Origin of the sequence: uncultured Vibrio sp. (assembly GCF_947488985.1) — a bacterium.
Classification (GTDB): Bacteria; Pseudomonadota; Gammaproteobacteria; order Enterobacterales; family Vibrionaceae; genus Vibrio.
Window position 1 is genome coordinate 1 of record NZ_CANLBV010000040.1, and the last position, 12,924, is coordinate 12,924.

Genomic DNA, 12,924 nt, shown 5'->3' on the forward strand with positions numbered 1-12,924 from the left:
AGTCGACTGAGAAGGTTATATCTATGTGCTACCGAAGTTGGACTAAGCTGACCAATTAAATAATCAAATTGGTATTATATAACAGAAAGAAGAGTGAAGCGAATGAAATATAGGAAGACAAATAGCTGATGCGAGATGCGAGATGCGAGATGCGAGATGCGAGATGCGAGATGCGAGAGAATATGGCAAAGCCAAATTACAGGCAATAAAAAAGGAGAACCGAAGTTCTCCTTTTCTTAAACCTTTAAGCTAACTCTAAATTATAGAGATGCTTTCGCTTTTTCAACTAGAACAGCAAATGCTGCTTTGTCGAATACTGCGATGTCAGCAAGAATCTTACGATCGATCTCGATAGATGCTTTCTTAAGACCGTTGATGAAACGGCTGTAAGATAGACCATTTTGACGAGATGCCGCGTTGATACGTGCAATCCAAAGTTGACGGAATTGACGTTTCTTGTTGCGACGGTCACGGTAAGCGTATTGACCAGCTTTGGTAACTGCTTGGAAAGCTACGCGGTAAACACGTGAACGTGCTCCGTAGTAACCTTTAGCTTGTTTTAGAACTTTCTTATGACGTGCACGAGCTTGTACACCACGTTTTACGCGAGGCATTATGCTTCTCCTAAACTAAACGAATTTATAAACTAAAAAGAATTAAGCGTATGGCATCATACGTAGAACTTGAGCAACTTCACATTTAGGAAGGATCGAGTTCGGACGTAGCTGACGCTTGTTCTTAGTAGTACGCTTAGTCAGGATGTGACGTTTACCAGCGTGCTTAAACTTAATACCACCAGCAGTTTTCTGGAAACGCTTAGCAGCACCTTTGTTGGTTTTCATCTTAGGCATGATGAATAACTCCGCATTGTTGAGTTGTTAATAACATAGTAATTAGGGCGAATAAAACCCCGCAACCTGAGGCTGCAGGGTTCAATTACTTGCAAAGCCGTTAATTACTTCTTTTTAGGGGCCAACACCATGATCATCTGGCGACCTTCAATTCTCGTTGGGAAAGATTCGACTACTGCAAATTCTTCAGTATCCGCTTTCAAACGATTAAGAACGTCAACACCGATATCTTGGTGAGCCATTTCGCGGCCACGGAAGCGAATTGTTACCTTCACTTTGTTGCCGTCTTCTAGGAAACCAGTCAGGTTGCGTAGTTTTACCTGATAGTCTCCAATATCAGTTCCAGGTCGGAATTTAATTTCCTTGATCTGAACCTGCTTTTGCTTCTTCTTCTGCTCTTTCGCAGCTTTGCTCTTCTCGAAGAGGAACTTACCGTAGTCCATCACACGACAAACTGGCGGCTCGGCGTTAGGGCTGATCTCTACAAGATCCATACCAGCTTCATTTGCAGCTTCCATCGCTTCAGCGATTGAAACTACACCAACAGCTTCGCCGTCTGCGCCAGTTAGACGCACTTCACGAACGCCACGAATGTCACCGTTTAAACGGTGCTGGTTTTGTTTGGCCGGTTGTTGGCCACGTCTTCCGCCTTTAATAGCTATTCCTCCAGATTGAGCTTACGGCTTGAAACCTCGGCTTGGATGTATGAAATAAAGTCATCCACTTTAAATTTGCCAAGGTCCTTACCTTTACGTGTACGTACTGCAATTTCGCCGGCTTCCATTTCTTGGTCACCACACACAAGCATAAACGGTACACGCTTCAAAGTATGTTCGCGGATTTTAAAGCCAATCTTCTCATTTCTCAAGTCTGCTTTGACTCTAAATCCACTTTTTTGCAGTTTTTTCGTAATTTCTTGTACATATTCAGACTGTTTGTCTGTAATACCCATTACAACTGCTTGTTCTGGCGCCAACCACGTTGGGAAGAAGCCAGCATATTCTTCAATGAGAATACCGATAAAGCGTTCTAGTGAACCTAAAATCGCGCGGTGAATCATAACTGGCGTATGACGCTCGTTATCTTCACCTACGTAAGTTGCACCTAAACGTTCTGGTAATGCAAAATCGAGCTGCACTGTACCACATTGCCACGCTCGGTCCAAACAATCATGCAAAGTAAATTCAATCTTAGGTCCGTAGAACGCACCCTCGCCTTCTTGAATCTCATATGCAATCTCCATCGCCTCTAGAGCTTGCTTAAGGTCAGCCTCTGCACGGTCCCACATTTCGTCTGAACCTACACGCTGTTCTGGACGAGTCGATAGCTTAACCACAATGTTTTCGAAACCGAAAGTTGTGTAAGTATCGTAAACCATCTCAATACAAGCTTTTACTTCTTGTTGAACTTGGTCTTCAGTACAGAATACGTGAGCATCATCTTGAGTGAAGCCACGAACACGCATGATACCGTGAAGTGCGCCAGACGGCTCGTTACGGTGACATGAGCCGAACTCTGCCATACGTAGTGGTAAATCACGGTAAGATTTCAAACCTTGGTTAAAGATTTGAACGTGACCTGGACAGTTCATTGGCTTGATAGCGTATTCACGGTTCTCAGAAGAAGTAGTGAACATCGCTTCTGCGTACTTGTCCCAGTGACCAGAGCGTTCCCAAAGAACACGGTCCATCATTAATGGGCCTTTTACTTCTTGGTAATCGTACTCTGTCAGCTTCTGACGAATAAAGACTTCTAGCTCACGGAAGATAGTCCAACCATTATGATGCCAGAACACCATACCCGGTGCTTCTTGCTGCATATGGAACAGGTCTAAATGCTTACCGATTTTACGGTGGTCACGTTTAGCCGCTTCTTCTAGACGCACTAGGTGAGCCTTAAGCGCTTTCTTGTCGTGGAATGCAGTGCCGTAAATACGTTGAAGCATCTTGTTGTCACTGTTACCACGCCAGTAAGCACCCGCTACGTTAAGTAGCGTGAAGTGTTGGCAGAAGCCCATATGTGGAACGTGTGGACCACGACACATATCAATGTATTCTTCATGATGGTACAGGCCCGGACGGTCGTCTTTAGAAACGTTCTCATCCAAGATTTCGATTTTGTAAGTCTCGCCACGCGCTTCGAATGCATCGCGTGCTTCCTGCCAGCTAACTTTCTTCTTAACAACCTGATACTTGGTCTTCGCGAGCTCTTTCATACGCTTTTCAATCTTTTCTAGATCTTCTTGCGTTAGAGAGTGCTCAAGGTCGATATCGTAGTAAAAACCGTTATCGATGGTAGGACCGATCGCCATTTTCGCTTCTGGAAAAAGCTGCTTAACGGCGTGACCTAATAGGTGAGCACAAGAGTGACGAACGATCTCAAGGCCATCAACTTCATCTTTAGCAGTGATGATTTCTAGGCTTGCATCGTTTTCGATCAGATCACAAGCATCAACACGCTCGCCGTCTACACGACCAGCAATGGTTGCTTTCGCAAGACCAGGACCGATAGATAGGGCAACATCTAGCGTTGATACAGGGTTGTCAAATTGACGCTGACTGCCGTCAGGAAGAGTAATAATTGGCATTATTTGTCCTTTACAGTGGTGTTGCATACCAAGCAACACTTGAAAATATTTAATATATGTTTTTCAATCAACAAGTACGTTGATTGGAGATATATGCATAATAAAGATACCCACATAGAAGCAAATACAGATGCCCCCAATTGCAGGTATCTGGGCATTGTAACGAAATAATATGAAATGACAATGGAAGCAAGAAACTCCCTACTACTCCATAGCTTAAACTCACAAACGAAAAACACTCCTAAGCAATAACTTGCAACCACCTTTCAAATAACAGCTCCAACTTAAAGGTCGCACTAAACGATATGTTGATGCGAATGCGAGAAAAGCTGACGAATTCTATATGATAAGCACTCTTTGCCGTTAACCAGAGCCACACCAGTACTCCACTAGCCTCACTGGCGACCAAAGACGATCCCTATTAAAGCCATGACAAATCATCCAACCAACGGCTTTCATCGCTTCATTATCAAGAAAGTTCACTGGATAGACCATTAAACGCAAGTTAGTTAGCTATAATCGCCTTCCAGATTTGATGACGAATAGCGATACTATGTTTCTGACACCTTACTTTTCTACTGAAGACAATCAATTTCAATTCACTCGTGAACAAGCGAGCCACTTTGCTAAAAAAGTAGCGGCAGACTTCAACCCAATTCACGATGAAGACAACAAGCGCTTCTGTGTGCCTGGGGATCTTTTGTTTGCCGTACTTCTGCAAAAAGAAGGCATCAGTCAAAAAATGCGTTTCGATTTTTCAGGTATGGTGGGGAACGGTATCGCGCTAAGCGTTGATAATAAGTGTGACAAAGAAAGCTCATTGATTGATGAGAAAGGCAAAGAATATCTACACATGACATGTGAAGGTGAGAAGAGTCACGACCAAGCCTTCATCGAGCATGTCGTCACGAACTACGTCAAGTTTTCTGGCATGAACTTCCCACACATCATGGTGCCTCTTATGGAAGAACAGCAGATGATGATCAACTGCCAACGTCCTCTTGTGATTTACGAGAGCATGGAAGTTGAATTTACTCGCCTAGATCTGTCCCACCCAGAAGTCGATTTCTCAGGTGCAACTTTTGATGTGGAAGGCAAGCGTGGCATCGTGACTCTGAACTTCGATTTCAAAGAAGATGGCGAAGTAGTAGGCAAAGGTGTTAAACGCATGGTAGCCAGTGGCCTTAAGCCGTACGACCAAGCTGCTGTAGATGATCTAGTCAACCGCTTTAACGAGCGCAAAGATATGTTTCTCGCTCAATTCGCAGCGGCTGCTTAATCAGTCTTCTATTGAAGCCACTCTACTAAAACAAGAACAATAAAGCCCAGCTTAAGCGCCTTAAGCTGGGCTTTTCAATTGAACTGTGCTTTCCTAGTACAGCTGTGATTTTCGCTCTCAATTGCGCTTTTCAATTTCAACTGAGCGAGCTAAAAACAGCGCTCTTTAGGCTAAATCCAACGCCTAACCTTTTGTTTGTAATCCACATATTCCGCCCCAAACAACTGCTCTAGAGCAAGCTCCTCAGGTTTTATTTGAAACTGATTCATATAAATCACAAACAGAAAGCTAATTAGTACGCTGAAGAGGTTCTGAAAAAAATAGCCGCAGCAAAACAATAAAATGAACAACCCAAGGTACATTGGGTTTCGTGTATAACCAAAAACGCCACTGTCGACCACTGTGGAAGCGGTTTCTATTTTAATTGGATTAACCGTGGTCTTACGCTTTCGAAACTCCCATAAGCCTGATAGCCCAATAGCGCCACTCAATGTAGTCCCGATACCTAATACAATCGTTTTATAAGGCAACGCCACCCCCCCTAGGCTCAACTCCTGAGCACAGAAGTACGACGCGAGAAAGCCAATAATGAACAGCGCAACTGGTGGTACTTTTAATTCTAGAAATTTCATATTTTTCCTTATTAACATTCCTTTGTTAGTTTAGAAAAAAGCCCAGCAATTGCCGGGCTAAATGTATTAAAGAATTTTTGCGAGCACCTGTAATGGGTGAGCCATTTTTGCACCTTCGAAACGCTTTACTTGGCTACGACAGGAGTAACCAGTGACTAAACAGCGATCTTTTGGTAAGTCCTGCATTCTAGGCTTCCAACTTAAGTCGTATATGTCTTTCGACATCTGCAGCTTATCGACTTCATGGCCAAAGGTCCCTGCCATGCCACAACATCCTACCGCAACGCTCGTCAGTGCTGCGCCAAAGTGTTTAAAAATGGCTTCCCACTCTTTTTCAGCGTTCGGCATTTTGGTCTTTTCAGTACAGTGAGCAAATAAATACCACATATCGTCACTTGTCGAACGCGCTTCGTACTCACTCAATGAGGGCATTAACCACTCATGAACTGTAAGCACGTCAAAGTCGCCACGCTTGTCACCTAAGATCTCAACGTATTCATCGCGGTAACAAAGCACCAGTGCAGGATCAACCCCCACCAAAGGAATACCGATATCCGCCACCATAGACAAGAAATCCGATGTCGACTTGGCCTCGCGAGCAAAACGACCTAAGAAACCTTTGATGTGCTGTGCTTTACCATTCGGTTTGAACGGCAATAAAACTGGCGTTTTGCCAAGCTTTTGAGCCAAAGTGACAAAGTCTTCAACGACCTCGGCATCATAGAAGCTGGTAAACGGGTCTTGAACAATCAACACATGCTGTTTCTTCTGTGCAGAAGAGAGACCGGCTAAATACTGTAAGTCAAAAAGTTGCAATTCTTTGGTCGCTAAACGATGTTTTAGCGTAGGAACGGACATCAACGGCGCATCGATATAACCGATCGTTTTAGCCGTTGCAGCTTGTACCCACTTTTGACCCAGTGCCGCGTTCACGACTTTTGGTGACTTCGCCATCAGCGGCAACATCGCTTCAATGTTCGACACCAAATAATCTTTTGCCGGACGTTGGTAGCGCGAATAATAGATATTCAAGAAGCGAGAGCGGAAACTCGGCACATCGACTTTGATCGGACATTGAGTTGCACACGCTTTACACGCCAGACAGCCATTCATCGCTTCGAGAACTTCATGCGAGAAGTCATACTCATGGCGTTTGTTGATCGTATTACGAACGCGATCAATCATGGTTTTTACTGGCGTATTACCCTTCATCACTTCTTGTTCAAGGTCGAGAATATCGATACCTTGCTCAGTCAGTTGACGCAACCACTCTCTTACCAAGCCTGCGCGGCCTTTAGGTGAATGACGACGATCAGCCGTGACCTTCATGGAAGGACACATAGGTGAGCTCGTATCGTAATTGAAGCACAAGCCGTTACCATTACATTCCATCGCTTGCTTAAAGCTATCACGAACCTGCACGTCGATCTGACGATCGTAAAAACCACGCTTAGTATCGGTGACTTTAACCAGTTCAGCATCGCTCTCTAACGGCGTACAGATCTTGCCTGGGTTCATCTTATTATGTGGATCAAATGCCGCTTTAACCCGTCTTAGCTCGGTAAACAGCTCTTCGCCAAAGAAGTCTGGCCCATACTCCGAGCGGAAACCTTTCCCGTGCTCCCCCCACATCAAGCCGCCGTATTTCGCCACCAGCTTAACCACTTCATCAGAGATTTCATGCATCAATGCTTCTTGGTGTGGATCGCACAAATCTAACGCAGGACGCACGTGCAATACACCGGCATCGACGTGACCAAACATGCCATAGTTAAGCTCTTTTGAGTCGAGTAGGACTCTAAATTCAGCAATGAAGTCCGCCAAGTTTTCCGGTGGGACACAGGTATCTTCAGCAAAGGCGACCGGTTTCGCTCGGCCTTTCGCTGCCCCTAAAAGGCCCACCGCTTTCTTGCGCATGTTGTAGATTCGACCAATGCTTGCTAAATCACGGCACACTTGGAAGCCAATCACGCCGCCTTCTTCGGTTTCGACCATGGTTTTAAGCTTGGCTGTCATTGCTTGGACTTGTTGTTCAACCTCAGCTTCATCTTGCCCTGCAAATTCCACCATGTTGATGCCTAGCATCTCTTTGTTTGGTACATCCGTAAACAAATCGCTCACGGTATGCCAAACAATATCTTGCTTCGCAAGGTTCAGCACTCGTGAATCAACCGTCTCAACCGATAACGCTTTCGCTTCGACCATAAACGGCGCATTGCGCAACGCAGAATCAAACGTGTTGTATTTAACGTTGACCAGCGTACGTGCTTTAGGGATCGGCGTTAAATTCAGCTTTGCTTCGGTGATAAACGCGAGTGAACCTTCAGCACCACATAAAACGCGAGTTAGGTCAAAACTGTCATCTTGTTCGTTGATTGCGTTCTTGAGATCGTACCCCGTTAGGAAGCGGTTGAGTGGCGGGAACCGATTAACGATTTGGACGCGCTTTTCTCGACAAACCGCTTCCGTCACAGTGAGTGCATGATGAGCAAACTCCCCTTCGGCTGGCAAACCATGGGATAGATCGGACTCTAGACATGAACCGTCGGCAAAAACCGCTTGCAGTGATAGGACATGGTCCGATGTTTTGCCGTACTTCAACGAACCTTGGCCCGATGCGTCGGTGTTGATCATCCCACCTAAGGTTGCTCTATTACTGGTGGAAAGATCCGGAGAAAAGAAGTAACCATAAGGACGCACCGCATCATTCAACTGATCTTTAATGATGCCAGACTGAACTCTTACCCAGCCTTCTTTTTCATTGATCTCAAGCACCTGATTCATATAGCGTGACAGGTCAACCACAACCCCCTTAGTCAAGGATTGTCCGTTGGTTCCAGTGCCGCCGCCACGAGGAGAAAAGGTTACCCGTTCATAATCGGATTTAGTGCTTACTTTGCCAATCAAAACAACATCGTGTGTTGATTTAGGCAAAATGACAGCCTGCGGTAATTGCTGATAAACGCTGTTATCAGTTGCCACAGCCAAACGGCTAGAATATTGAGATTCAATGTCGCCAGTAAAGCCCGCTTTTTTAAGCTCATCTAAAAAGCGTACAACAACTGGGTCGACATCAGTATTGAGTTGAAGTCTTGGTAACATTAGCTTCCTGCCCCTACTGCGCTGATCCAATCAGCATTGGGTTATCTGAGGTTTTTAATAATTTCTTTGAATTTCGTCACTTTACTACTATTAAGATCATATAAAAAGGTGATCAAATCAGAATCTCAGTGCAAAAATGGGAAAATCGTCACTTTCGTGTTAATTCAGTAGTAATATATTGATTCACATTTGGTTTTAGACACCTCTATGGACACATAATAATGAAAAAAAACAAAACAGTCACAACTGAAGATATCCTTCTTAAGCTATGCCAATCCGTCTCAAGCGTACTGACTTCAGCGACGGATTCTAAGGTGTCCTACTCTGCAATGGTCCAGAAAATCAACAAGACCAGCCTAAAACCTGATTTTGGGTGTTTTGTCCTGTTTGATGGTGGGTTTTCTGGACTGGTTGTGATCAATTTTACGTCGAAAGCAGTATTAGAGATCTATGCGAACTACATGCGTAACATGGGGATGCCGGAAGATGAACTGGCGATACTGCACACTTCGGACGAAGTCGGCGATGTATTGGGTGAGTTAATGAACCAATTGGTGGGTGATTTCACCAGTAAGATCCGCAAAGAGCTGCAAACCAACATCACTCAAAACCAACCGAAGATGCTTGCGCTCAACAAGCAAGTCAACCTGTCTGTCGATACCAATCTAGACCGCCCACAAGCTCGCCGTGTGACCTTTTCTACTGAAAGTAACAACATTTTCTACCTTGAGCTTGCGATGGATAAGACAGAGTTCATCCAACTGGAAGAGTTTGAAATTGCTGAGGATGATAGTCCAGACAGCATTCTCGAAGAGACTCAGAGAAAGATGCAAGACAACAATAAGCCTTCGCAAAATTCAGACAATGATTCCGCAGCCGATTTGCTTGATGAGCTTGGGATCTAATCGCCTAGCTTAGTAAGCACCTAAATTCGCTAGACATATAAGATGTTTAGCGAGCTGAATATCTAGATCCATAGAACACGATTTAAATCCTAAACTCGTATAACTCACGCCATCAATCATCTTGATGGCGTTTCTGTCTGCGTCAGCAATTTTGTCTGCTCCAGCAAACTGACGGCCGTTTCTACTGTAATTCAGTTCACTAGATCATCAAGAAAAGTACATCGAGCGAGTTTAGGCTTTCTGTTGCCTGTGAAAACATGTAAAATGTCGGACTTTTAAAAATTTGCGGTAATGATTAAGTAGTCGATGGATAAGAAAAAAGCCCTAAAAAAAATTGCCAAGTGTCTTGAGCTTGGAAATTCTGCGAACGTCAATGAAGCTGCCAATGCAATAAAAATGGCGCATAACTTGATGCTGAAATATGGTCTTGAAAAAGACGATATTGAATTTATCAAGATGGGCAAAACGCAATCCTCTCACCTGTTACCTGCAAATATCAGCTCTACTCTGCTGCGTGTTATTCGTGGTATCAACAGCAAATTTGGCGTAGAAGCGGTGCTACTCAACCATAAAGGCCTCAAGCGTGTTGAGTTCATTGGTGAAGCCGATCGCGCTATCTTCGCCGCTTTTGCCTTCGATATTATTTATCGCGAACTGAATGAACACACCGGTCAATTCAGAAACAGTTTTGCGGGGTCAGGGACGGGTTCACTCGAAGTCACACGCCGCGTCAACTCGTTTGTCTCAGGCTGGGTTGAAGGTGCACTTGAAAAGCTACCGACTATTGCGCCAGACGATGAGTCCAACAACAAGATCAATAACTACATTGATAAAGAGTTCAAGAATATCGACCGCGAAACGTTCAAGCAGCAACTTAAAGAAGCGATGAAAAACCTTACTGCCGACTATGAGGTTGGTTTGAAAAAAGGTCGTAAGTTATCGGTGAATCGCCCTGTTGCTGGAGCCCAAGCCGCAAAAAAGATCACAAAATCGTAGTGCGGCTTTACACTGTTGAGCGTATTGCTCAAATCTAGCCACTAAGCAGCACGATTAAAGCTCAGCCTGTCTTTATCTATTGAGTTAGCCACTATATAGTTGATTGTCCGTAGTATAGCTTGTTGATACCAATCGTAGTAACGTAGTCACAGTGATTGGTATTCACGCTAAATGGTTTCACTATCAGCGATATAGCGTATCAATACTGATATCGGCACTGAGCTTTTTTACGAGATTTATCTATTGTCTGACGCATCGAAAAAACTACGATCATCGCTTGGTCGCGCCCTGTTTCTAACCCTAATACTTTCGATAACACACATTGCTAATGCAAAAAGCGATGCTCCTCTTACACTTGATATTCAAAAGCAAGATCTCGCCTCACCGTATCAATTAGCCCAATCGTATGAGCTAGGCACGGATACGACTAAAAACGTCAATGACGCCTTCTATTGGTACTCCCAATCTGCCGATAATGGTAATTCAGATGCACAATTTAGACTTGGTGAATGGTACTTAACGGGCACAGGCGTACAACAAAATAACAAGCTCGCTCTGGAATGGTTCATCAAAGCGGCATTGCAAGGCAATAAACGAGCACCGATTGAGGTCGCTAAGATCTATCAATCTGTGGCTGACAACGAACAAAACAACCCACTTAACGCATTAGACGCCGCGCAGGTGTGGTATGAGGCAGCGTTACAAGATAACCCTGATGCAGAACAGGGTTACAACCGCATTCTTGAAACACAATTCAACCAGCAACGCGCAAAGCAGATATCTTCAATTAAGCACCACAATAGCCAAATCGACTCCGGGCTCAGTGACGACTCTTACCGGTCAAATGAAACTAACCTTACTCCTAGCACTCTCGAACCTCCTCTAAATGTTACTATTTACCCCTATTGGATTGGGACCTTGGTGATCGGGTTGATTGTTATCGTCGTTATTACATTAATTCTGATCATATTGCGGAAAAAACAAATTCTAAAATCCGGAGAATTGGAACAACAGCAATCACTTGCAGCACAGCTTAGCTCGAAAGATGTCACCATTAAGCAGCAAAAGCGTCAATTGCAAACCTTGTATCTCGAATTAAAAAAGCAGCAAAGCAACAACGAAATGCAACATCTACACATCGCCTGCGCGCTGTTTGGTTACACGCCTAGCGCAATTCCCGATAAGAGAAGTATTAAGATGAGATACAAGCACCTCTCTAAAATCTACCACCCTGACGGCCATGGGTGTGATGAAGAGATGAAACGTTTGAATAGTGCGCTAAAAACCATCCTAAACCGTGTTGCAAAAACGTAAACAATGAAGCGCTTTCACTTTTCCAATCCGTAAAGATATTGATTTAATGGGTTCTACAATCGATCCCCCTCTCAAAAGCAGGTCACAAACTATTAACTAATGGGTAGTACTTGTGTCATACTTCGAACCGAAAATACACCTGGCATACACAGGTGAGGAGAGAATATGTTCACAGTAGAAGGCGTTTGTGATTGGTGCAAAAAGCCAAGCCTAGTAAAAAAGCACGACTACCTTGATGGTAAGTGTCATCATTCATGTAAAGAGTGCAACGATATTGCAACCATGGATGTTCGCCAATTCAATATTGGTGAAATGGAAATGAGAGCAAAACTCTCCCAAGCAACGCTGAGATAAGTAGCACCGATGAAATATAAGAAAGCGCCTTGGGCGCTTTTTTTGTACCTGTTACTTCTATCTTCTATGTTCTATGTTCTATGTTCTATGTTCTATGTTCTATGTTCTATGTTCTATGTTCTATACAGTAGTTTACGAAAAACCACTGTATACACCTGTATAGAGATCACATTCCTTCAATATGAGCGACAAAACAGAGAATAAAATGAATATATTTTTATTATTTAATTTCAACAGCTTAAAATAAAAACAATCATTTAAATGGACAATGTCGGCCAAAAATAACGCCAAAAAACGCTTGATCTTATAAACAACAAAAACTACTGTATGCACATACAGCATGTATATAAGGACAGCAAAATGATTCAAGCACACGTTAAAGCACAACACTCTAGCCCGCTAGTTCACTGCGCATTTACATCCGTTTCTCGTAAAGGCAAACATTCAAACGAGCAAGCGTTGTTCGCAAGAATGGCGTTGCTGTCCAGCCAACATCAATGGCTGTTGTTTACCGCTCAAACACCGAGACCATCAGCGAAGAAACTCAAGCAACATAATGTCTGCTGTGACCGTGTTATTCACATGAAAGCCTCTTGTCAAATGACGGAAGTAGAAACGGTTGAGAAAGCAATACGCTCTAAGAATGCGAGTGCGATTGTCGCAAGCACATCGATAGATCCATTTAGCCAAAAGTACCTAACAACATTAGCAAAACGTTTTCAGTGCGAAGTCTTCTTTATCAATGCCAATTCAGAACGCATTCACTAAACCCGCACAGCCCCAAGCCCCTGCCGACAATACGACCATTTTTCAGGGAATCGTTAGGCAGGTATGTTTATTTGATCGATCGATTTAGCAAACGTTTGCTTTTTCTCTGGAAGCTCACATTAGATTGGGTATAATG

Annotated in this window: 12 protein-coding genes; 6 read left to right on the forward strand and 6 right to left on the reverse strand. The window is 43.8% G+C overall.

The window, feature by feature from the left end:
* Positions 1-260 precede the first annotated feature (260 nt).
* The 4 genes from rplT to thrS all read right to left on the reverse strand — a co-directional run bounded on the left by rplT (position 261) and on the right by thrS (position 3,438).
* Positions 261-614, reverse strand: coding sequence for a 50S ribosomal protein L20 (gene rplT / locus Q1A70_RS10735; protein WP_004733517.1), 354 nt, complete (start codon positions 612-614; stop codon positions 261-263).
* A gap of 42 nt (positions 615-656) precedes the next feature.
* A complete protein-coding gene (rpmI, locus tag Q1A70_RS10740) occupies positions 657-851 on the reverse strand; it encodes a 50S ribosomal protein L35 (RefSeq protein ID WP_004738430.1) in 195 nt (64 codons plus the stop codon).
* Positions 852-955: 104 nt separating this feature from the next.
* Positions 956-1,507, reverse strand: coding sequence for a translation initiation factor IF-3 (gene infC, locus Q1A70_RS10745; protein WP_132763308.1), 552 nt, complete (start codon positions 1,505-1,507; stop codon positions 956-958).
* Positions 1,508-1,509: 2 nt separating this feature from the next.
* Entirely contained in the window at positions 1,510-3,438 is a 1,929-nt protein-coding gene (gene thrS / locus Q1A70_RS10750) for a threonine--tRNA ligase (protein ID WP_299690617.1), read from the reverse strand.
* Between the two features lie 553 nt (positions 3,439-3,991).
* Between thrS and Q1A70_RS10755 the strand changes: the two genes are divergently transcribed.
* A complete protein-coding gene (locus tag Q1A70_RS10755; RefSeq protein ID WP_299690620.1) occupies positions 3,992-4,717 on the forward strand; it encodes a DUF3581 domain-containing protein in 726 nt (241 codons plus the stop codon).
* 170 nt (positions 4,718-4,887) lie between these two features.
* On the opposite strand, the gene Q1A70_RS10760 is transcribed toward Q1A70_RS10755, so the two are convergent.
* Positions 4,888-5,349, reverse strand: a complete 462-nt coding sequence (locus Q1A70_RS10760) for an isoprenylcysteine carboxylmethyltransferase family protein (RefSeq protein WP_299690623.1) — start codon at positions 5,347-5,349, stop codon at positions 4,888-4,890.
* A gap of 66 nt (positions 5,350-5,415) precedes the next feature.
* Positions 5,416-8,451 carry an FAD-binding and (Fe-S)-binding domain-containing protein gene (locus Q1A70_RS10765; RefSeq protein WP_299690626.1) on the reverse strand — a complete coding sequence of 1,012 codons (3,036 nt, stop codon included), beginning with the start codon at positions 8,449-8,451 and terminating at the stop codon, positions 5,416-5,418.
* Between the two features lie 221 nt (positions 8,452-8,672).
* On the opposite strand from Q1A70_RS10765, the gene Q1A70_RS10770 reads away from it, so the two are divergent.
* The 5 genes from Q1A70_RS10770 (at position 8,673) to Q1A70_RS10790 (ending at position 12,788) form a co-directional block, all read left to right on the forward strand.
* Complete coding sequence (locus Q1A70_RS10770; protein ID WP_299690629.1) at positions 8,673-9,356, forward strand: DUF3334 family protein; 684 nt, start codon at positions 8,673-8,675, stop codon at positions 9,354-9,356.
* Between the two features lie 306 nt (positions 9,357-9,662).
* A complete protein-coding gene (locus tag Q1A70_RS10775; RefSeq protein WP_299690632.1) occupies positions 9,663-10,352 on the forward strand; it encodes a DUF2786 domain-containing protein in 690 nt (229 codons plus the stop codon).
* Between the two features lie 234 nt (positions 10,353-10,586).
* Complete coding sequence (locus Q1A70_RS10780; RefSeq protein ID WP_299690683.1) at positions 10,587-11,666, forward strand: J domain-containing protein; 1,080 nt, start codon at positions 10,587-10,589, stop codon at positions 11,664-11,666.
* Between the two features lie 165 nt (positions 11,667-11,831).
* Positions 11,832-12,020 carry a hypothetical protein gene (locus Q1A70_RS10785; RefSeq protein WP_299690635.1) on the forward strand — a complete coding sequence of 63 codons (189 nt, stop codon included), beginning with the start codon at positions 11,832-11,834 and terminating at the stop codon, positions 12,018-12,020.
* Positions 12,021-12,380: 360 nt separating this feature from the next.
* Positions 12,381-12,788, forward strand: a complete 408-nt coding sequence (locus Q1A70_RS10790) for a SulA-like leucine-rich domain-containing protein (protein WP_299690637.1) — start codon at positions 12,381-12,383, stop codon at positions 12,786-12,788.
* Positions 12,789-12,924: the final 136 nt, after the last annotated feature.

What these genes read in the sequence shown, in the direction of transcription:
- Q1A70_RS10770 (WP_299690629.1), top strand. Translation starts at nt 8,673, where the DNA reads ATGAAAAAAAACAAAACAGTCACAACTGAAGATATCCTTCTTAAGCTA.
- Q1A70_RS10765 (WP_299690626.1), bottom strand. Translation starts at nt 8,451, where the DNA reads ATGTTACCAAGACTTCAACTCAATACTGATGTCGACCCAGTTGTTGTA.
- rpmI (WP_004738430.1), bottom strand. Translation starts at nt 851, where the DNA reads ATGCCTAAGATGAAAACCAACAAAGGTGCTGCTAAGCGTTTCCAGAAA.
- Q1A70_RS10790 (WP_299690637.1), top strand. Translation starts at nt 12,381, where the DNA reads ATGATTCAAGCACACGTTAAAGCACAACACTCTAGCCCGCTAGTTCAC.
- Q1A70_RS10755 (WP_299690620.1), top strand. Translation starts at nt 3,992, where the DNA reads ATGTTTCTGACACCTTACTTTTCTACTGAAGACAATCAATTTCAATTC.
- Q1A70_RS10775 (WP_299690632.1), top strand. Translation starts at nt 9,663, where the DNA reads ATGGATAAGAAAAAAGCCCTAAAAAAAATTGCCAAGTGTCTTGAGCTT.
- Q1A70_RS10785 (WP_299690635.1), top strand. Translation starts at nt 11,832, where the DNA reads ATGTTCACAGTAGAAGGCGTTTGTGATTGGTGCAAAAAGCCAAGCCTA.
- rplT (WP_004733517.1), bottom strand. Translation starts at nt 614, where the DNA reads ATGCCTCGCGTAAAACGTGGTGTACAAGCTCGTGCACGTCATAAGAAA.
- Q1A70_RS10760 (WP_299690623.1), bottom strand. Translation starts at nt 5,349, where the DNA reads ATGAAATTTCTAGAATTAAAAGTACCACCAGTTGCGCTGTTCATTATT.
- thrS (WP_299690617.1), bottom strand. Translation starts at nt 3,438, where the DNA reads ATGCCAATTATTACTCTTCCTGACGGCAGTCAGCGTCAATTTGACAAC.